Source organism: Caballeronia sp. SEWSISQ10-4 2 (genome assembly GCF_030464885.1).
In the GTDB taxonomy this organism is placed as follows: Bacteria; Pseudomonadota; Gammaproteobacteria; order Burkholderiales; family Burkholderiaceae; genus Caballeronia.
Genome location: NZ_JALPRJ010000010.1, coordinates 1 through 20,999, shown reverse-complemented (window position 1 = coordinate 20,999; position 20,999 = coordinate 1). Strand labels below are relative to the sequence as shown.

General features: G+C 61.2%; 16 protein-coding genes. 11 read left to right on the top strand and 5 right to left on the bottom strand.

Annotated features, from left to right (window positions below; all coding sequences use genetic code 11):
* Positions 1–207: 207 nt before the first annotated feature.
* Together M0D69_RS08860 and M0D69_RS08855 are read left to right on the top strand one after the other, a co-directional pair.
* Positions 208–570 (top strand): DUF427 domain-containing protein, encoded by a 363-nt coding sequence (locus M0D69_RS08860; protein WP_301781659.1) that lies wholly within the window; start codon positions 208–210, stop codon positions 568–570.
* Between the two features lie 88 nt (positions 571–658).
* The gene (locus M0D69_RS08855; RefSeq protein ID WP_301781658.1) at positions 659–1,420 is read left to right on the top strand and encodes a CoxG family protein; all 762 of its coding nucleotides are present in this window, start codon (positions 659–661) and stop codon (positions 1,418–1,420) included.
* A gap of 17 nt (positions 1,421–1,437) precedes the next feature.
* Here the strand turns inward: M0D69_RS08855 and M0D69_RS08850 are convergent, their stop codons facing one another.
* Positions 1,438–2,085 carry a TetR family transcriptional regulator gene (locus tag M0D69_RS08850; RefSeq protein ID WP_301781657.1) on the bottom strand — a complete coding sequence of 216 codons (648 nt, stop codon included), beginning with the start codon at positions 2,083–2,085 and terminating at the stop codon, positions 1,438–1,440.
* 469 nt (positions 2,086–2,554) lie between these two features.
* Here M0D69_RS08850 and M0D69_RS08845 point away from each other — a divergent pair, with 469 nt between their 5' ends.
* Genes M0D69_RS08845 through M0D69_RS08835 form a run of 3 tightly spaced genes read left to right on the top strand, consistent with a single transcriptional unit; the run spans position 2,555 to position 8,679 of the window.
* Entirely contained in the window at positions 2,555–3,817 is a 1,263-nt protein-coding gene (locus tag M0D69_RS08845; protein ID WP_301781656.1) for an efflux RND transporter periplasmic adaptor subunit, read from the top strand.
* Positions 3,818–3,845: 28 nt separating this feature from the next.
* Positions 3,846–7,037, top strand: a complete 3,192-nt coding sequence (locus M0D69_RS08840) for an efflux RND transporter permease subunit (protein WP_301781655.1) — start codon at positions 3,846–3,848, stop codon at positions 7,035–7,037.
* Between the two features lies 1 nt (position 7,038).
* The gene (locus tag M0D69_RS08835) at positions 7,039–8,679 is read left to right on the top strand and encodes an efflux transporter outer membrane subunit (protein WP_301781654.1); all 1,641 of its coding nucleotides are present in this window, start codon (positions 7,039–7,041) and stop codon (positions 8,677–8,679) included.
* A 117-nt stretch (positions 8,680–8,796) separates the two neighbouring features.
* Here M0D69_RS08835 and M0D69_RS08830 read toward each other — a convergent pair whose 3' ends face one another.
* On the bottom strand, positions 8,797–10,170 hold the full coding sequence (locus M0D69_RS08830; protein WP_301781653.1) for a nucleobase:cation symporter-2 family protein: 1,374 nt from the start codon (positions 10,168–10,170) through the stop codon (positions 8,797–8,799).
* 349 nt (positions 10,171–10,519) lie between these two features.
* Between M0D69_RS08830 and M0D69_RS08825 the strand changes: the two genes are divergently transcribed.
* From M0D69_RS08825 to fghA, 4 genes are all read left to right on the top strand, one after another.
* Positions 10,520–11,941, top strand: a complete 1,422-nt coding sequence (locus M0D69_RS08825; protein ID WP_301781652.1) for a xylulokinase — start codon at positions 10,520–10,522, stop codon at positions 11,939–11,941.
* Positions 11,942–12,017: 76 nt separating this feature from the next.
* Entirely contained in the window at positions 12,018–13,238 is a 1,221-nt protein-coding gene (locus M0D69_RS08820) for an AGE family epimerase/isomerase (RefSeq protein WP_301781651.1), read from the top strand.
* A 70-nt stretch (positions 13,239–13,308) separates the two neighbouring features.
* Positions 13,309–14,415: an S-(hydroxymethyl)glutathione dehydrogenase/class III alcohol dehydrogenase gene (locus tag M0D69_RS08815; RefSeq protein ID WP_301781650.1), complete on the top strand. Its 1,107-nt coding sequence runs from the start codon at positions 13,309–13,311 to the stop codon at positions 14,413–14,415.
* A 126-nt stretch (positions 14,416–14,541) separates the two neighbouring features.
* Positions 14,542–15,387, top strand: coding sequence for an S-formylglutathione hydrolase (fghA, locus tag M0D69_RS08810; protein ID WP_301781649.1), 846 nt, complete (start codon positions 14,542–14,544; stop codon positions 15,385–15,387).
* A 54-nt stretch (positions 15,388–15,441) separates the two neighbouring features.
* Here fghA and M0D69_RS08805 read toward each other — a convergent pair whose 3' ends face one another.
* The 3 genes from M0D69_RS08805 to M0D69_RS08795 all read right to left on the bottom strand — a co-directional run bounded on the left by M0D69_RS08805 (position 15,442) and on the right by M0D69_RS08795 (position 18,080).
* On the bottom strand, positions 15,442–16,224 hold the full coding sequence (locus M0D69_RS08805; protein ID WP_301781772.1) for a metal ABC transporter permease: 783 nt from the start codon (positions 16,222–16,224) through the stop codon (positions 15,442–15,444).
* Positions 16,217–17,116: a metal ABC transporter ATP-binding protein gene (locus M0D69_RS08800; protein WP_301781648.1), complete on the bottom strand. Its 900-nt coding sequence runs from the start codon at positions 17,114–17,116 to the stop codon at positions 16,217–16,219. The genes M0D69_RS08805 and M0D69_RS08800 overlap by 8 nt, the downstream gene beginning before the upstream one ends.
* Before the next feature lie 67 nt (positions 17,117–17,183).
* The gene (locus M0D69_RS08795; protein ID WP_301781647.1) at positions 17,184–18,080 is read right to left on the bottom strand and encodes a metal ABC transporter solute-binding protein; all 897 of its coding nucleotides are present in this window, start codon (positions 18,078–18,080) and stop codon (positions 17,184–17,186) included.
* Positions 18,081–18,515: 435 nt separating this feature from the next.
* Between M0D69_RS08795 and M0D69_RS08790 the strand changes: the two genes are divergently transcribed.
* Together M0D69_RS08790 and M0D69_RS08785 are read left to right on the top strand one after the other, a co-directional pair.
* Entirely contained in the window at positions 18,516–19,289 is a 774-nt protein-coding gene (locus tag M0D69_RS08790) for an L-iditol 2-dehydrogenase (RefSeq protein ID WP_301781646.1), read from the top strand.
* A 259-nt stretch (positions 19,290–19,548) separates the two neighbouring features.
* Complete coding sequence (locus M0D69_RS08785; RefSeq protein ID WP_301781771.1) at positions 19,549–20,856, top strand: sugar ABC transporter substrate-binding protein; 1,308 nt, start codon at positions 19,549–19,551, stop codon at positions 20,854–20,856.
* The last annotated feature ends 143 nt before the right edge of the window (positions 20,857–20,999 follow it).

The following is a 20,999-nucleotide window of genomic DNA, read 5'->3' as shown; positions in this document are numbered from 1 at the left end:
GCCACCGTACGCAAAACCGCATATGAAACAAAGGCCTGCGGCTCGGCTGTAAGTGTGGCGTAGGCGCCAATGCGATTCGCGGCGCTTGCACAAGCACCCCGAAGTTGTCTCATAATGAAAGCCACGGGTCCCGGAAAACCCGTGGCTTTTTTATGCCGTTGCTGCAATCCAGCGGCGGCCGTTTGTTTTTTGGACCGGGAGCGCGCGATGAATACCGACACGCACCACATCGAAATCTCGCTGAATACGCGACGTCATCGCGTGATTCATCAGGGCGTGACCTTCGCCGATACGCACGCGGCCCTGACGCTGACGGAATCGGGACACGACCCGGTGCATTATTTCCCTCGCACCGACGTCAACATGGCGCGCCTCGCCAAATCCACGCATACCTCATATTGCCCTTACAAAGGCGACGCTACGTACTACCATCTGCTGACTGAGGACGGCCCGGTCGAAGATGCGGTCTGGAGCTACGAGCAGCCGATGGAACGTGTCGCGCAGATCAAGAACTATTTCGCGTTCCATCCGACGCGGGTGGATCGTATCGACGAGACGGCCGGTACCTGAAACGCGAATGGGCGGATGCGAGCCGGACTCGAAACCGGGCTCGCCAGATCAATATCAATAAAGTGGGCGCTATGCAGGGGAGGGTCTGATGGAAGTCGCCGATGCCTTACGCATCCCGCTCGAACCTGCCCAGGTGCGCGAAGCCTTGGGGGACCTAGCGCTGGTGCGCGCGAGTCTCGATAACTGCGAATCCATGGTGCGTCTTGCCGGCGGCGAATACACGCTGACGCTCACGGTGCCGCTCGGCGCGCTGCGGGCGCGCTACATGATCAGGGCACATGTGGCAGGCGCCACGCGCTTGCCGCGCCATGACGATCCAGCCGGCGATGTCGACGCGCAAACCCTCAGTTTCAAGGCGCGTGGCGAAGGGGTGGGATCGTTGCGCGGCCAGATCGCCGTGGCGCTGATTCCAGACGCGAACGGTTTATCGACGTGGATCGAATACACCGTGTGGGCGACGCTTTCGGGTCCGCTAGCGGGTTTGCCGACACGCCAGATCGAAAACGCGCTGCGTGAAGTCGCCGACGATTTTTTCGCCGAATTCTGTGAAGTCGTACGCGCGAAACACGGCCAGCCCGCAGCGCTTGCGCCGGAACCCGCCGTCTCGCGGCGCCATGTGTTCTTGCGGCCTATCACCATGTCGGCGGCGTTTGCCCGACCCGGAACGCCTGCGGCGCATAAAGCGCGAGCGGCGGCGGCCGATGTTATCGGCGGGGTGTTGCGGCATCGGCTGCCCGGTCACACGCCTCGCCATCCGCATCCGCACAGCCTGCCCGCATGGGCGTGGGCCGCGATGATCGGCTGTGTCGCCGTGTTTCTGTTTCTCGCGCAGCACTACGGCCTGCGGTAGCACCGCGGACACTTTGTCTAGATTGATTCGCCGGGAAGCAGCATCTTGGGGCTATAGCGCATCACGTCGAGACAGGAATCGATCAGGCGCTCGGCGTCGTTCTTGAGGTCGATGCTCTCAGGCAACATCAGCGAATCGTAGAGAATGCCGGTAAATAGCGCGTGCAGCATGGTGGTGGCATGGCGCGTATCGAGCGTGGGCGGCAACTGGCCTTTATCGACGGCATTGCTCAGCCCGCGCTCGATCTTTTCAATTCCCTCGCGCATGTTGGTCTGATGCCGTTCGCGCACCGGCCCCATGTCCTCCACGAACTCACATTTCAGAAACAGGATGTCGAATACGCGCCGGCGCTGGTCGTCGAGCGCGATATTGCGCATGCACCAGATGAAAATGTCGCGGATCCGGCCGAGCGGATCGGACTCATTTCTGTCGAGCGTCGCTTCGATCAGTTCATCAAGCGGTAACAGGCTGCGGTCGAACATGGCGGTGAACAAATCGCCCTTGTTCGCAAAATGCCAGTAGATTGCACCGCGCGTAACGCCGGCTTCCAGCGCGATGTCAGCCAGTGTGGTGCGTGAAACGCCTTTCTCGAAAAACACCCGCTCGGCTGCATCGAGAATACTGTTGCGCGTCTCCGCTGCTTCTTCCTTGGTTCGTCTGACCATTGTTTTGTGGGTTCCAGCTTGCTTGCTCAAGCGCAGTAAATTACGCACTTTCTTACGTTGCACTGCAGCGACGTCATGCATTTGTTCATCGCTCACCGGCCCATCGAGACGATTCCCCTCGCACTGCTCTTGTTCACGTACGATCGTCTCTTTTACGTTCGTTCATGAATGTATATACAATACCATCCGTCCAACGATAGCCCAAGTAGCACTGACCGGTTAATATCCGACACAGCTTTCATTCCGCCGTCCGTCCGCGTGGCCCATCCCAAGGCCGTTGTCAGCGGTAGCCGTACCGAGGGACGACTCCCCGGACGACTCCCGGCGCGGAGGACGAATGATGGTCGGGGCACCGGTTTTTGCGCCCACTGGCTACTGGTAAAGCGTCGTCAGACGCTCGTAGCGGTCCGCCCGCAGAAGAGGTGGCCGCGCACTTATTTCAATCTCAGTCTTTGACAGAGGTCGCTCCATGCGCGTCGAACGGGTTCCATTCCGCTTAATCAGTGCCGCGACGGCTGCCGTGATTCTTGCAGCCTGCGGACAAAAACCATCGGCACCGCCGCCCCAGACGCCCGAAGTCGGGGTCATCACCATCCAGCCTACAACCGTCCCTGTTGTGAGCGAACTGCCCGGCCGCACGAGCGCGTTTCTCGTCGCCCAGGTGCGCGCACGGGTCGACGGCATCGTGCTGCGCCGTGAATTCACGGAAGGCGCGGACGTAAAGGCCGGCCAGCGGCTCTACAAGATCGATCCGGCGCCGTACATTGCGGCACTGAATACCGCCAAGGCCACGCTTGCGAAGGCGCAGGCCAACGTGGTCACCCAGAACGCCCTGGCGGCGCGTTACAAGATCCTGGTCGCGGCAAACGCGGTCAGCAAGCAGGACTACGACAACGCCGTGGCGACTCAAGGCCAGGCCGTAGCCGACGTCGCGTCGGGCAAGGCGGCTGTCGATACCGCGCAGATCAACCTCGGTTATACGGACGTCGTGTCGCCTATTACGGGCCGCACGGGTTTGTCGCAGGTAACCCCGGGCGCTTACGTGCAGGCTAGCGCCGCCACGCTGCTCACCACGATTCAACAGCTCGATCCGGTCTATGTCGACCTGACGCAATCGAGCGTGGACGGTCTGAAGCTGCGTCGCGACATTCAGGAAGGCCGCTTGCAGACCAGCGGCGTCAACGCCGCCAAGGTCACGCTGATCCTGGAAGACGGCCGCACGTATTCGGAGGAAGGCAAGCTGCAGTTCTCCGACGTGAGCGTGGACCAGGGCACCGGTTCGGTGACCGTGCGCGCGATTTTCCCGAACAAGGACCGCGTGTTGTTGCCGGGCATGTTCGTGCGTGCGCGTATCGACGAAGGCGTAAACAACAAAGCCCTCGTGGTGCCGCAAATCGGCGTGACGCATGACCAGAAGGGGCAGCCGACAGCACTCGTGGTTGGTCCGGACAATAAGGTGACGCTGCGCCAGCTGGTGACCTCGGGCACGTACGGCGACAAGTGGGTAGTGGACAGCGGCCTGAACGCGGGCGATCGCGTGATCGTGCAAGGGACGGAAAAAGCGCGGCCCGGTGCAACCGTGAAGGCTGTCGACGCACAGCTGGCTCAACCGGCATCCGGCGCCGCTGCGGCGGCGGCTCCAGGTGCGGCCCCTGCGGCAGCGGACGCTGGCGCGAGCGGCGTGGCGGCTTCGAGCAATCCGGCACCCGCATCCGCGGCGTCAGGCGCGTAATCAGGCGCACTAAAAGGGAGCCTGTTTCATGGCAAAGTTCTTTATCGATCGCCCGATTTTTGCGTGGGTGATCGCCATTATTCTGATGCTGGCGGGGATCGCTTCGATCTTCACCTTGCCGATCGCGCAGTATCCGACGATCGCGCCGCCGGCCATTCAGATCAGTGCTACGTACCCGGGTGCGTCCGCCAGCACGGTGGAAAACACGGTAACGCAGGTGATCGAGCAGCAGATGAGCGGCCTCGATCACTTGCTGTACCTGTCTTCCACCAGTGACGACTCCGGTACGGCCACCATTACGCTGACGTTCGCGGCCGGCACGAATCCGGACATCGCGCAGGTGCAGGTGCAGAACAAGCTGCAACTCGCGACGCCGCTCTTGCCGCAAGCCGTTCAGCAGCTTGGCTCCAAGGTGACGAAGTCGAGCAGCAGCTTCTTGATGGTGATGGCGTTCGTTTCCACAGACGGCAGCATGGGCCGTTACGACCTCGCTAACTACGTGGCGTCGAAGGTGGAAGATCCGGTCAGCCGTATCGACGGGGTGGGTACGGTGACGTTGTTCGGCTCGCAATTCGCCATGCGGATCTGGCTGGATGCAACCAAGCTGAACAACTACGCCTTGACGCCGGTCGACGTGACGGCAGCCATCTCTGCACAGAACGTGCAGGTGGCAGGCGGCGGTCTGGGCGGTACGCCGGCGGTGCCGGGCCAGATGCTGCAGGCAACCATCACGGAAGCCACGCTGCTGCAAACGCCTGAGCAGTTCGGCAACATCCTGCTGAAGGTGAATCAGGATGGCTCGCAAGTGCGGCTGAAGGACGTGTCGCGCATCGAGCTGGGCGGTGAGAACTACAACTTCGACACGAAGTACAACGGTCAGCCGACCGCTGGCTTTGGTATCCAGCTTGCCACGGGCGCCAACGCGCTGAACACCGCGAAGGCGGTCCGCGCGAAGATCGACGACCTGTCGAAGTATTTTCCGCCGGGCCTAGTCGTAAAGTATCCGTACGACACCACGCCGTTCGTGAAGCTGTCTATTGAGGAAGTGGTCAAGACGCTGATCGAAGGGATCGTGCTGGTGTTCCTGGTGATGTACCTGTTCCTGCAGAACCTGCGGGCCACGCTGATCCCGACCATCGCCGTGCCGGTCGTGCTGTTGGGCACCTTCGCGGTCATGGGGCTGGTGGGCTTCTCCATCAATACGCTCTCCATGTTCGGGCTGGTGCTCGCCATCGGCTTGCTGGTGGACGATGCGATCGTGGTGGTGGAAAACGTCGAGCGGGTGATGGCCGAGGAGGGCTTGTCTCCAAGGGACGCCACCCGCAAGGCGATGGAACAGATTACCGGCGCGCTGGTTGGCGTGGCGCTCGTGCTGTCGGCCGTGTTCGTGCCGGTGGCGTTCTCGGGCGGTTCGGTGGGCGCGATCTACCGGCAGTTCTCGCTAACCATCGTCGCGGCCATGATCTTGTCCGTGCTGACCGCGTTGATTTTGACGCCGGCATTGTGCGCGACCATCCTGAAGCCGATCGACAAGGATCATCACGTCGAGAAGAAGGGTTTCTTCGGCTGGTTCAACCGCAATTTCGCAAGAAGCCAGGACAAGTATCACAGCGGCGTGCAGCACGTTATCCGGCGTTCGGGCCGTTGGTTGATCATCTATCTGGTGGTGATCGTCGCGGTGGGTTTCCTGTTCGTCCGCCTGCCGAAGTCGTTCTTGCCTGACGAAGACCAGGGCACGATGTTCGTGCTCGTCCAGGCACCGGCGGGTTCGACGCAGGAGCGCACGGCCAAGGTTCTTGCCGATGTTTCCAACTGGCTCCTGACGGACCAGAAAGAAGTCGTGGACGCCGTATTTACCGTGAACGGTTTCAGCTTCGCGGGTCGCGGCCAGAACTCGGGCCTCGTATTCGTGCGGATGAAGGACTACGCGCTGCGGCAGCGGGCGGACCAGAAGGTGGGCGCGCTGGTCGGACGGATGTTCGGGCACTTCGCCAGCTATAAGGACGCGATGATCTTCCCGGTCAATCCGCCGTCGATTCCGGAACTGGGCACGGCTTCAGGTTTCGACTTCGAGTTGCAGGATCGCTCGGGTCTCGGTCACGCGAAGCTGATGGAAGCGCGCAACATGCTGCTCGGCATGGCGTCGAAGGACCCGACGCTCGCGCAGGTTCGTCCAAACGGCCTGAACGATACGCCGCAGTTCAAGGTGAGCGTGGATCGCGAGAAGGCGAATGCGCTGGGTCTGTCGCCTGCGACCATCGACAACGTGTTCTCGATCGCGTGGGCTTCGTCGTACGTGAACAACTTCCTGGACGTCGATAACCGGATCAAGAAGGTCTACGTACAGGGCGACGCGCAGTTCCGCATGAACCCGGAAGACCTGAACAAGTGGTACGTGCGCAATAGCGCCGGCGCGATGGTTCCGTTCGGTGCATTCGGTACGGGCGAATGGATCTACGGCTCGCCGAAGCTCGAACGCTACAACGGTATTTCCGCGGTGGAAATCCAGGGTGCGGCAGCGCCGGGCAAGTCGACGGGTCAGGCCATGCAGGCTATTGAGGCGATCGCGGCGAAGTTGCCGGCAGGTATCGGCTACGAATGGACAGGCTTGTCGCTGCAGGAACGCCAGTCGGGTTCGCAGGCGCCAATCTTGTACGGCATCTCGATTCTCGTCGTGTTCTTGTGTCTTGCGGCGTTGTATGAAAGCTGGTCGATTCCGTTCTCGGTGATCATGGTCGTGCCGCTCGGTATTTTGGGGGCGTTGCTCGCGGCTACGTTGCGCGGGCTGGAAAACGACGTGTTCTTCCAGGTCGGCTTGCTGACCACGGTGGGGTTGTCGGCGAAGAACGCAATTTTGATCGTGGAATTTGCACGCGATTTGCGCAGTCAGGGCAGGACCACGGTGGAAGCGGCAATGGAAGCGGCGCGCCAGCGGTTGCGCCCGATCCTGATGACGTCGCTGGCGTTCATTCTCGGCGTGTTGCCGCTTGCAATCAGTAACGGCGCGGGTTCGGCGAGCCAGCACGCAATTGGTACGGGCGTGATCGGCGGGATGTTGACCGCAACTTTCCTCGCGATTTTCATGATCCCGATGTTCTTCGTCGTGATCAGCAAGATCAGCCACGACAAGGGAGCGCCGGTACACAACCACGACGGCGACGGCAACGGCGGCAATGGTGGCCACGGCGGCACGGCGGCTCCGGCCAAGGAAGGACATTGAGATGCTAAAACACTCCTTGATAGCGGCAGCGGTCGCGCTTTTCGCGGCTGGCTGCACGATGGCGCCGAAGTACGAGCGCCCGGCGGCGCCCGTCGACCAGACGTTCCCGACGGGCGGCATTTATGACAAGCAGCCGAACGCAGCATCGTCGGCCTCACCGAGCGGTTCGGTGCAGGCAAAGCCCGCGGTGGACATTGGCTGGCGCGATTTCTTCGTCGATGCACGCTTGCAGCAGATCGTTGCAATCGCGCTGAAAAACAACCGCGATCTGCGCGTGTCCATGCTCAATGTGGCATCTGCGCGCGCGCAGTATCAGATCGAGCGTGCCCAGTTGATGCCCACGCTCGACGCAGTCGGGTCGCAAAGCAAGTCGCGTACGCCGAAGGATCTGTCGTCGACCGGGCTGACCATCTCGAACCAGTATTCGGTCGGGGTGAATGCTTCGTGGGAAATCGACTTCTTCGGGCGGATCCAGAGTTTGAAGGATCAGGCGCTCGAGCAATATTTCGCGCTCGCGGAAACACGCAAGGCGGCGGAAATCTCGCTGGTGTCGCAAGTCGCCGACCAGTACCTGACGATGCTCTCGGACGACGATCTGCTCACCGTCACGCGTAATACGCTGAAGACGGCGGAGGAGTCGTATCGGATCACGAAGGTGCAATTCGATAACGGCGTGGGTACTGAACTCGCCGTGCGTCAGTCGGAGGGCGTTGTGGAAACGGCCGCCGCCAACCTGCAGGCGCAATTGCGTCTGCGGGCACAAGCCGAGAATGCGCTGGTGCTGTTGATCGGCGAGCCGTTGCCGGGAGATTTACCGACGGGTTTGCCGCTCGACAGCCAGAACCTGCTCACCGATATCCCCGCCGGGCTGCCTTCGGACCTGCTCACGCGGCGTCCGGATATTGCGTCGGCGGAGCATACGCTGCTCGCATCGAATGCGAATATCGGCGCGGCGCGCGCGGCGTTTTTCCCGAAGGTTTCGCTGACGGGCAGCTTTGGCACCTTGTCGCCGTCGCTTGGCGGATTGTTCAAGCCAGGTTCGGCGGCTTGGTCGTTCGCGCCGCAGATCTCGATTCCGATTTTCGAAGGCGGGACGAATCTTGCCAACCTGGATATCGCGCAGATCCAGAAGCGCATCGACATCGCGAATTACGAGAAGGCGATCCAGACCGCATTCCGCGAAGTGGCCGATGGCCTGGCCGCGCGTGGGACTTACGACGAGCAGATCAAGGCGCTCGAGGCATATGTGAGGTCGCAGGCGCGCGGGCTGGAGCTGTCGGACATGCGGTATCGCAACGGCGTGGACAACTATCTGAGCGTGCTGACGGCCCAGACCAATCTGTACACCGCGCAGCAGTTGCTGATCACGGCGCGGCTGAACCGGGCGACGAATCTCGTGGATCTGTATCGCGAGTTGGGTGGCGGTTGGATCGAGCATGCCGGCGATCAGCCGCGTCCGTCTGATCAGATGCCGAATTACCACGATATCGGGACACCGACGGCGGCTGTCGCGCCTGCGGCTTCGGGTACGACGGTCAGCTCGGCTGCGGCAGGTCCCGCGAAGCTGGTGCCGGTGCAGCATCTGGTGCCAGCAAAGCCCCAGGTTGATGCCGACGGGAAAGCAGTGGGATCGGCGGGGTAAAGTTGTACGTGGTTCAGATGTTGAAAAACCGCAGCCTTTTGGGGCTGCGGTTTTCTTTTTTGATCTCTCAGGTCTGCACTAACAGCAATTCGCACAGGGAATTTTATGGACGATTCCTCAATGCTCAACCTTCGCCGTCCCATCAAAATCGCTTCCTGCACGATGGATCGCGCAAGTCGCCTCGCGTTCCTTCTTCACCCCGTTGAACACAATATTCAGCAGCACCGCCGATACCGACGCCAGCAAGATTCCGCTATGCAGAATGGGTTCGAGCGCGTGCGGTAACTGCGAGAAGAACTTCGGCGCGACGACCGGCACGAGTCCCAAGCCGATACTCACCGCGACGATAAACAGGTTGTGGTGATTCTTCACGAAATCGACCTTCGACAGCACCTTGATCCCGTTCGCCGCGACCATGCCGAACATCACGATGCCCGCGCCGCCGAGCACGAACGGCGGCACCGACGCCACTACCTGCGCCATCTTCGGAAACAGCCCCAGCGCGACAAGAATCACGCCGCCGGTCGCACAGACAAACCGGCTTTTCACGCCCGTGACGCCGATCAGCCCGACGTTCTGCGAAAACGAAGTATGCGGAAACGAGTTGAAGATCCCGCCAATCAGCGTCCCCAATCCATCCACTCTCAGCCCGCGCACGAGCGCGTCCTGATCGACGGGACGCTCGACCATGTCGCCGACGGCGAGGAACATGCCCGTCGATTCAATGAACGTGACGAACATGACGATGATCATCGTCGCGATGGAAAGCGGGTCGAAGTGCGGCAAGCCGAAATGAAACGGCAGCACGATGCCGACCCACGGCGCGTTCGTCACGCCGTCGAGATCGACACGACCGAGTGACGCAGCAATCCCGAACCCCGCCACGATTCCCAGCAGCACCGATATATTCGCGACAAAGCCGCGTCCGAACTTGTTGATCATCAGGATCAGCACGAGCACGACGAGCGCCAGCAGCAGATACACCGGGTTGCCGTACTCAGGATTACCGACACCACCGGCCGCCCAGTTAATGCCGACGCCCATCAGCGACAGTCCGATCACTGCGATCACCGTCCCGACCACCACAGGTGGAAAGAAGCGCAACAATTTACCGATCATCGGCGCGAGGAAAATTCCCACGATACCCGCCGCGATCGTCGCGCCGAATACATCGAGAATGCCGAGCCCCGGATTCGTGCCGATGGCGACCATCGGACCAACGGCAGCGAACGTGCAGCCCATGATCACGGGCAAGCGGATGCCGAAGATCCACAAGCCTAAGGTCTGGATAAGCGTCGCGACGCCGCACGAAAACAGGTCGGCGCTGATGAGGAAGGCGATCTGGTCTTTCGGCAGCTTGAGCGCCGCGCCGAGGATCAACGGGACCGCGACGGCTCCCGCGTACATCACGAGTACATGCTGGATGCCTAGTGTCAGCAACTGGGCGGCGGGTAAGCGTTCGTCGCACGGATGAACCGGGGTTGATGCCATGTCGTCTCTGTCTCCTGTCCCATGCAAGTTGTTTGCTGTTTGATCCGAGCGTGTCGAATTAGCGATTCAAGGTAAGCGGCGCAAAAAGCGAGAACAAGTCGACGTTGGCGTATGGCCCCCTTAGCCGCGCTGATATGGTGCTAGTGCCTTAATATCGCGTCTGGTGCCGTGAAGCCGCGGCTGGCGGGCGAAGGACGATTTATGTCGCGCTTGCCGGGGGCTTCGAATGCGAGGCGTGGTTATGATGGTTATCCGTCGCCCCGCATAGTCTGTTTTTTCTACACGCGACGAGAGCAGCGGGTAAACCCGTCGCAACCGTTTTTTGCGCTCACTTTTTCTACAAATTTCCATGCGTTTTCTCGGCATCGATCTGGGCACTGCGTCGCTGAAACTGGCTATCGTCGATGAAGACGGTCACGAGCGCGCATTCGCGAGCGCTGCATACGTGGTCACGACGCCGCATCCCGGCTGGGCCGAAACACCCGTTGACGCATGGTGGAACGCGTTGCGGGATGCCGCCGCGCGCTTGCCGGCGAACGAGCGCGAAGCCGTCGGCGCGATTGGTTTCTCGGGGCAGATGCATGGCGTGGTGATCGCCGACGAGAACAACCGGGCGCTGCGTCCCGCGATGTTATGGCCCGACACGCGCGCGCTCGATCTGCTCGACGCGTGGAGCTCGCCGCAACCGAATCCTGTTGCACCCGGCATGGCCGGTCCGTTGCTGCGCTGGCTCGCGGTGAATGACCCGATGTTGATGAGTCAAACGCGCTGGGCCTTGCAACCGAAAGACTGGCTGCGCACGGCATTAGGCGGCGAAGTCTGCACCGATCCGTCGGACGCCTGCGCCACCGCGCTCGCCGCGCCGTCCGGCGTGTGGGACGACGCGTTGATTACCGGAATCGGGCTGCGACGCGAGTGCTTCGCGCCGCTTGCGCCATCGTATGCAGCGGCCGGTACGTTGAACGCCGATGCCGCGAAATTGCTCGGCCTGCGCGCGGGCATCGTGCTGGCTGTCGGTGCGGGCGATACTGCTTGTGCCGCGCTCGGCAGCGGTCTATACGCCGACGGCGACGCGCTGCTGACCACCGGCAGCGGCGGTCAGATCGTGGTGATGTCGACGGATGCGCCTGAGTCCGTCATCGGGCTGCACGCGTATCGCGCGGCGACTGACCAGTGGTATCGGATGGCTGCCATGCAGAACGTGGGTGTGGCGCTTGAAGCAGTGCGCGGCTGGCTCGGCTACGACAACTGGCCGAGCGCTTATGAAGACGCGTTCAGCGCGGCGCCGTCCGCGCGCGTGACGTTTTTACCGTACTTGAGCGGTGAGCGTTCGCCGTGGATGAACCCATCGGCGAGGGGCGGCTGGCTCGGCCTCGGTCTCGGCGATACCCGCGGCACGATGATGCGCGCGGCCTTCGAAGGCGTGGCGTTCGCGTTGCGCGCCGGGCTCGACGCGATTCGCGCGAATGCGGGACCATCGGCCGTGGTACGAACCCTGCGGCTCGCCGGCGGTGGTTCCATCGATCCGCGCTGGCGCCAGCTTCTGGCCGACGCACTCGACGCCGACCTGCAAGCGGTCGACTGTCCGAACGCAGCGACACGCGGTGCGGCGATACTCGGTGGTATCGCCATCGGCCATTGGCACGCGGCGGATCTGGCGGCACTGGCGCCATCGGCGACGCTGGTTGCATCGCCGAATGCCGATGCGGATCTGGCGGTCCGCCATGCGCGTTTCATCGATTTATACCAGCGTAACGCGAGCTGGTTTTGACGCACATTGTCGACGTCCGCTTAAACTAACGCCGCACGCGAATCCCTAAGGAAGCGCGAAGAACCTCATACGAAATATGTCCGATACAACCACGTCCCCGAATCCAAATTCCGACTTCCGTTCGCGTGAGTTCCTGCTCGATCACGTTTTGCGGACCATGACGTTTTATCACCCGCACTGCATGGATCCGGCGGGCGGCTTTTATCATTTCTACAAGGACGATGGCACGATCTACGATCGCAAGTCGCGGCATCTCGTGTCGAGCACGCGGTTCGTTTTCAACTACGCGATGGCGTACAAACATTTCGGGCTCGATGAGTACCGCGGTGGCGTGCGGCATGGCGTTGAATACTTGCGTGAGTCTCATCGCAATCCGCAAACTGGCGGTTACGCGTGGACGCTCAACGGCCGCGACGTCACCGACGCCACCAATCATTGCTACGGCCTCGCGTTCGTTGTGCTGGCGTATGCGAAGGCGCTGGAAGCAGGCTTCGAAGAGGCGCGCGCTTATCTGGAAGAGACTTGGGACCTGATGGAAACGCACTTCTGGGACGCAGCCCACGGCCTGTACAAGGACGAAGCGAGCTCGGACTGGGTGGTGTCGGAGTATCGCGGGCAGAACGCCAACATGCATACCTGCGAAGCAATGCTGGCCGCGTTCGAGGCGTCGCAGGATGTGCGTTATCTGGACCGCGCCGCGCTGCTCGCGGACAACATGGTGAACCGTCAGGCGGCGCTCGCTGGCGGGCTGGTGTGGGAACACTACAAGCCGGACTGGTCGGTGGATTGGGAATACAACAAGGGCGACAAGACCAACATCTTCCGCCCGTGGGGATTCCAGCCGGGCCATCAGACCGAATGGGCCAAGCTGCTGCTGATTCTCGACCGGCATCGTCCGCAAGCGTGGCACGTTGCGCGTGCACGTGAACTGTTTGATCGCGCGCTGAAATTGTCGTGGGATCACGAACACGGCGGGATGGTGTATGGCTTCGATGTCAAAGGCCAGTTCTACGACGAGGACAAGTATTTCTGGGTCCAGGCAGAGTCGCTGGCAACCGCTGCATTGCTCGCCGATCGTACCGCGCGAGATGGCGATACGGTCGCGGCAGCGCGTTACTGGAACGATTACGACCGCTTGTGGGCCTATAGCTGGAAGCATTTCGTCGATCACAAGTGGGGCGCGTGGTATCGAATACTTGCGCGCGACAACACGAAATACAGCAACGAAAAAAGTCCGGCCGGCAAGGTCGACTATCACACGATGGGCGCATGCTACGAAGTACTGAACGTCGTTTAAAAGCGCACGAAACGCAGCCGCCAGCCAACCCTGAACTCTGAATCAACGATCAACGACAGGAGTCGATCACATGAAGACTAAAGCCGCCATTGCATGGGAAGCCGGAAAGCCGCTCACTATCGAGGAAGTGGATCTCGAAGGGCCGCGCGCCGGCGAAGTGCTGATCGAAGTGAGGGCGACCGGCATTTGCCACACCGACTACTACACGCTGTCGGGCGCGGACCCGGAAGGCATTTTCCCGGCGATTCTCGGGCATGAAGGCGCGGGTATTGTTGTGGATGTCGGTCCGGGCGTAGGCACGTTAAGGAAGGGCGATCACGTCATTCCGCTCTACACGCCCGAGTGCCGGCAGTGCAAGTTCTGCCTGTCGCGCAAGACCAACCTGTGCCAGGCGATCCGTTCGACGCAAGGCCGCGGCCTGATGCCCGATGCGACGTCGCGTTTTTCCATCGATGGCAAACCGCTGTTCCATTACATGGGGACATCGACGTTTTCCAATTACATCGTGGTGCCGGAGATCGCGGTGGCGAAGGTGCGTGAAGATGCACCCTTCGACAAGATTTGCTACATCGGCTGCGGCGTGACAACGGGCGTGGGCGCGGTCGTGTATTCGGCGAAGGTCGAGGCGGGCGCGAACGTGGTCGTGTTCGGGCTGGGCGGCATCGGCTTGAACGTGATCCAGGGCGCGAAGATGGTCGGAGCGGACAAGATCATCGGCGTCGATCTGAATCCGCGCCGCGTGGAGCTCGCGAAGAAGTTCGGCATGACGCACTTCATCAACCCGAACGAAGTGCCGAATGTCGTCGATCACATCGTGCAACTCACCGATGGCGGCGCGGACTATTCGTTCGAATGTATCGGCAATACGAAAGTGATGCGTCAGGCGCTGGAATGCACGCATAAGGGCTGGGGCCAGTCGTTCATTATCGGCGTGGCAGCGGCGGGCGAAGAGATCAGCACACGGCCGTTCCAGTTGGTCACGGGCCGTGAATGGAAGGGCTCGGCGTTCGGCGGCGCGCGCGGCCGTACCGATGTGCCGAAGATCGTGGACTGGTACATGGAAGGCAAGATCAATATCGACGACCTGATCACGCACACGCTGCCGCTCGAGCGCATCAACGAAGGTTTCGATTTGATGAAGAAGGGTGAGTCGATCCGCTCGGTAGTGTTGTACTGAGGCCGTAAGCGAACCACTAGCTGAGATGATGCGACCTGGTTTGTCGCGTCAAAGATAGTGAGCGTGCAGGTGTGGCGTTGAACCTTCACGCGCGTCATTTCAGCCAAAAATAGAAGGGATAAAGCCATGCTGGAACTTGTGGAAGAACATCGGTGTTGCGGCGGCGTGCAGCGGACCTACAAACACGATTCGCAATCCATCGGCTTGCCGATGCGGTTCTCGGTCTTTCTGCCGCCACAGGCATCGGAAGGAAAGGTGCCTGCGCTGTTTTACCTCGCCGGCCTGACATGTACGGAAGAGACCTTCCCGATCAAGGCGGGCGCGCAGCGTTGCGCGGCCGAGCATGGCATCGCGTTGATCGCGCCTGATACCAGCCCGCGCGGCGCAGGCGTGCCGAACGAAAGCGCGGCGTGGGACTTTGGCGTGGGTGCGGGATTTTACGTCGATGCCACGCAGGAACCGTGGGCGCGCAATTACCGGATGTACTCGTACGTGACGCAGGATCTGCGCGCGACGGTGCTGGCTGAATTGCCGGTGCGTGAGGATCGGCTGGGAATTTTTGGTCACTCAATGGGCGGCCATGGCGCGCTGGTTCTCGCGTTGAAGAACCCGAAGATTTATAAGTCGGTATCGGCGTTTGCTCCGATCGCTGCGCCTTCGCAATGTCCGTGGGGCATCAAGGCGTTTTCAGGCTATCTCGGTGAGGATCGAGAAACGTGGAAGCAGTACGACGCAAGCGAACTGGTGAAGAACGTGGCGTCAAAGTTTGAAGGAGGGATCTTGATCGACCAGGGTCTCGCTGATAACTTCCTCGCCACGCAATTGCATCCGGAGATATTCGAAGCAGCGGCGAAGGCGGCAGGGCAGGCGGTGACTTTGCGCCGGCATGAGGGGTATGACCACGGGTATTACTTCATCTCGACGTTCATCGGCGAGCATATTGCGTTTCATGCACGGAGGTTGTGTGCGTGATGGATGGTCAGGCGGAAGCGCGTGGTGCGCTTCCATCCCATCCCGCATATCGATTCATTTCCGTCCCAGCAAACTCAACCCATAAACCCCCGCCGCGAGCATCGTGATCCAGAAGCTCGTTGGCCAGTCGGTGTAATACGCCAGCGTCAACCCGATCCACGCTTGCGCGAGCGCGAAAACCGCCGCGAGCAGCACGCCGGTCGACAACCGCGTGGTCACGTTTTGCGCCGCTGCCGCCGGTCCCACCATCAGCGCGAAGACCAGCAATACACCGACAATCTGCGTCGACGCAGCCACCGCCAGCGACGTGATCGCCAGAAACAAAATGGACATGAGGCGCAGCGAGACGCCTTTGGCTTCAGCCAGTTCCGGTTGCAGCGAAGCAAACAACAACGGTCGCATGATGATTGCGAGCGCGCCGAGACTGACCACCGTGAGCACAATCAGCACCACGAGCGTCTCATGACTCACCCCCAGCACGTTGCCGAACAGCAGCGCGGTCGCCTGGCTGGCATAAGCGGTGAAGAAGTGCAGGAACAGCAAGCCGAAGCCCAGCGACAACGTCAAGATCACGCCGATGGCGACATCGCGTCCCGTCAGCTTTTCGCCGAGCGCCCCCATGCCGATACCCGCCGCGAGCGTGAAACCCACCATGCCCCAGAGCGGCGACACGCCGACCAGCACCGCGCCGGTCGCGCCGGTGAACCCCACGTGCGATAACGCATGACCCGCGAAGGTCTGGCCGCGCAGCACAAGAAAGTAGCCGACCACGCCCGCCAGCACCGCGACAATCCCTGACGCCGCGAAGGCGTTGAGCATGAACTCGTATTCAAACATCGTGGGAATGCGTTCCGGTGTGGTGATGATGGTGGCCGTGCCCATGATCGTGGTCGTGGTCGTGGGTATGAGAATCGCCGTCCGGACCGTCCTCGTGCGCGTGGTCGAGCTTGTCGACTTCCACGTCGCCGGCCATCACGAAGATGCGGCCGTTCACGCGCATGACGTCGATCGGCGATCCATACAACTGCGATAAAACCGGCTTCGTGATGACTTCATCGATGGTTCCGAGCGCCGCGCGCCCATTGCCGAGATACAGCACACGATCGATGGCGTTCAGCAGCGGGTTGAGTTCGTGCGCGGAGAACAGCACGGTGATGCCGAGTTCGCGCTGCACGCGCCGCACAAGATCGACGACACCGGTTTGATGACGCGGATCGAGGCTGATCAGGGGTTCATCGAGGAGCAGCAGTTTCGGGTTGCCGAGCAGGCATTGTGCAAGCAGCAAACGCTGCCGTTCGCCGCCGGATAACTCGGATAACGGCCGCGTGGCGAGCGTCTTGCCGTCGACCAGATCGAGCACGCGATCCACATCGGCACGCGCCGCGGCATTCGGGCGCGGCAGGCCCCAGCGATGGCCATCGGCGGCCATCGCGACGAAATCGCGGCCGCGTACATGCCGGCCAGCAAGACCGCTGCGGGTTTGCGGCATATACCCAATCGATGGATTGCCACGCACGACCGCCGCGCCGTTCACCCGAATCGTTCCCTTCGATAACGGCAGCAAACCGAGCATCGCGCGCATCAGCGTGGTCTTGCCTGCGCCATTCGGACCCAGCACGCCGATAAACTCGCCCGCCGCGACCGTGAAGCTGGCGTCCTTAAGGATCGGCCGCTCGCCGAGTTCGAGCGCAACGTGCTCGACTTCTAGCGCGCCTGCTTTAGCTGACATTGACACTGACACTGACACTGTCATTGCAAGACGTCCGAAAGCGCGGACTTCCAACCGAACCAGAACGTCATTGTGTTTTTCCCTGCAGTGCAACCGACAACGCGTCGAGTTGCGACGTCATCCATGTCTGGAAGGTCTTGCCGGCGGGCAGCGTCTCGGTGACGCTGATGCTCGGCACGTGTGAATCGTGGGCAACTTTCAACATGCGCTTCGTGAGTGCTTCCGTAGCCTGACTGTTATAGATCAGCACGTGCACGCGACGCTCGCGCAGATCCTTTTCGAACGCAGCGACGTCCGTCGCGCTCGGTTCCGTATTGTTCATCGCGGCGAGCTGGAAGCGGGCATTGCGCATATCCAGGCCGATGGCGTCGGACATATAACCGAACACCGGTTCCGTCGCCGTCACGGGTACGCCCTTGTACTGGCTTTTGAGCGCGGCGACTTTATCGTCGACAGGTTTCACCGATGCCAGGAACGTCGCCAGACGGGCGTCGTAGTCGGCCTTGTTCGCCGGGTCCGCCTGGACCAGATACTGGCTCACCGCTTTCGCCACCGTCGGCATGGTCGCCGGGTCGTACCAGAGATGCGGATTATCGCCGGATTTCTTGCCCATCAGTTGCGCCGCGACGATCGTGGTGCGCCCCTTTCCCTTCGATGCCGCCAGCAACTTGTCCATCCACGGATCGTAGTCGGCGCCGTTATACACGACAAGCGCCGCGTTCTGCAACGCGCGCGCGGTCTTCGGGCTGGCTTCGAACAGATGCGGATCTTCGTCCGGGTTGCTCAGGATGCTGGTCACCTGAACGTGATTGCCGCCGAGCTGGCGCACGACATCGCCGTAGAAATTCTCGGCCGCAACCACCGGTACCACGCCGGGACGCGCTGTTTGCGCCGAGGCCGTGCCGCAAAAGCCAGCGGATAAAAGAGTGGCGCAGGTCAGGATGGCGGCGGCAAGTTTGCTCATGGTGTTTCCTGGAATGAGGTTGGATAGGGCTTGACGGTGTGGGCGGCGTTGGCGTCTTGCTCGCTCGAAATGACCTCGCGTGGGTGCGCTCACCGCAGGCGAGGCGGCCGGGACAACGCGTTCGGCCAAGACCGTTCAAACCGCTGGTGATGATATAACGTATCACTGTATTTTGCATCCGCAGACACATGACAAACCCGTGTCCCGGGCCCTTCCAAATGCCCGCAAACCCGCGCCGGTTGGGGTTTTCCCGCAGTTTTGAGGTGCTTTGCGCGTCGCAGCATCGAAACATGGCGGCGTGCCTTGACACCGTCTCACGCGTCACCGATCATTCGACCACACAGAGAGCAATTGATCGCGCAAAGAGCGTTCGCTCACCATAACGCGGTCAAGAGTGGATTTCGAAGTCGACTCAGAGACGAACCGGAGACAGCCGTGAGATTGCAGGACAAGGTAGCTATCGTGACGGGCGCGGCCAGCGGAATTGGCGAAGCGGTCACGAAACGATTTCTGGAGGAAGGCGCGAAGGTGGTTGTCGTCGATCTGAAGGACGAAACCGAACTGGCGCAGCGTTTCCTGGATAGTGCCGGACGTGTGCTGGCTTTGAGGGCCGACGTCACGAAGCGCGAGGACCTTGAGCGGATCGTCTCGTCTACCGTGGAGAAGTTCGGCAGCATCGACATCCTGTTCAACAACGCGGCGCTGTTCGACATGCGCCCGATCCTCGATGAATCCTGGGACATCTTCGACCGCCTCTTCTCGGTCAACGTGAAGGGCATGTTCTTCCTGATGCAACTCGTCGCGAAGCGCATGGTGGAGCAGGGCCGCGGCGGCAAGATCGTGAACATGTCGTCGCAGGCCGGGCGTCGCGGCGAGGCGCTAGTTTCCCACTATTGCGCAACCAAAGCCGCCGTGATCAGCTACACGCAATCAGCCGCGCTGGGCTTGGCGAAGCATGGCATCAACGTGAACAGCATCGCACCGGGTGTCGTCGATACCCCGATGTGGGAGACCGTCGACGCGCTCTTCGCGAAATACGAAAACCGGCCGCTCGGCGAGAAAAAACGCCTGGTCGGCGAGGCCGTGCCGCTCGGGCGCATGGGCCTGCCGAATGACCTGACGGGCGCGGCACTGTTTCTCGTATCGGCGGATTCGGATTACATCACGGCACAAACACTGAACGTGGACGGCGGCAACTGGATGAGTTGATGGCGCGTCTGGCGCGCCCGAACCTTCGTGCGTGCCGGCAACGCACGCCGGACCGTACACGGAGTTAAGCATTAGAAGTCACCGCAGCGAAGGCAATCAACGCAAGACCGCAACACACGAGTATCGACTGCTTCAAGCAACGCAACGATCAGTTCAACGATCGACGCAACAGGCAAGCCCGCAAGACCAGCGCCCGTGCTAACGATAAAGGAGACGAAACAACATGAAACGCGCCAACTTCACCTTTAAGACCCTGCCGATGCGCTCGCTCGCATTCGCCGCATTCGCCATTGCCGCGCTCGCGCCAATCGCCGCGAAGGCCGCGACCGTGACGATCGCGACGCTTAACAACCCGGACATGATCGAGTTGAAGAAGCTGTCGCCGGCGTTCGAGAAAGCGAATCCGGACATTCAGCTCAAGTGGGTCATTCTCGAAGAAAACGTGCTGCGCCAACGCGCCACCACCGACATCACCACGAACAGCGGCCAGTTCGACGTGATGGCGATCGGCACGTATGAAGCGCCGCAGTGGGGCAAGCGCGGCTGGCTCGCGCCGATGACGAACCTGCCTGCAGACTACGACCTCGAAGACGTCGTGAAGACCGCCCGTGACGGCCTCTCGTACAACGGCCAGTTGTACGCGCTGCCGTTCTACGTCGAGAGCTCGATGACGTACTTCCGCAAGGACCTGTTCGAAGCCGCTGGCCTGAAGATGCCGGACCAGCCGACCTACGACCAGATCAAGCAATTCGCCGACAAGCTCACCGATAAATCCAAAGGCCAGTACGGCATCTGCCTGCGCGGCAAGGCGGGCTGGGGCGAGAACATGGCGTTCGTATCGACGGTGGTGAACACCTTCGGCGGCCGCTGGTTCGACGAGAACTGGAAGGCGCAACTCGACTCGCCGGAGTGGCACAAGGCGGTCACGTTCTACTCGGACCTTCTGAAGAACGACGGGCCGCCGGGAGCGAGCTCGAACGGCTTCAACGAGAACCTGACGCTGATGTCCTCGGGCAAATGCGCAATGTGGATCGACGCCACGGTGGCGGCGGGCATGTTGTACAACAAGGCGCAGTCGCAAGTGGCTGACAAGATCGGCTTCGCGGCAGCGCCGGTCGCGGTCACGCCGAAGGGCAACCACTGGTTGTGGTCGTGGTCGCTCGCGATTCCGAAAACCTCGAAGTCGCAAGACGCCGCGAAGAAGTTCGTGACGTGGGCGACCTCGAAGGACTACATCCTGTTGGCCGCGAAGGACGAAGGCTGGGCATCGGTTCCCCCGGGCACGCGCAAGTCGACCTACGCTAATCCGGAATACAAGAAGGCCGCACCGTTCGGCGACTTCGTGTTGAGCGCTATCGAGTCGGCTAACCCGAACGAATCGTCGATGCAGAAGATTCCGTACACCGGCGTGCAGTTCGTCGGGATTCCGGAGTTCCAGTCGTTCGGTACCGTGGTCGGCCAGTCGGTTGCAGGCGTGGTCGCCGGGCAAACTACCGTCGACGCTGCGCTGAAGGCCGGCAACGCCGCCGCCGATCGCGCCGTGAAACAAGCCGGGTATCAGAAGTAAATACCTGGAAGCAGTAACTTGTTGCACCTAATGTAGTACAGCGGGCCGCGCCGCTTCTGTGAAGAAGCCTTGCGCGCGGCCTGCGCTTCATCGAGAGGTGACACGATCATGAGTCAACTTAATCCCCCCCTCCCACACGGTTA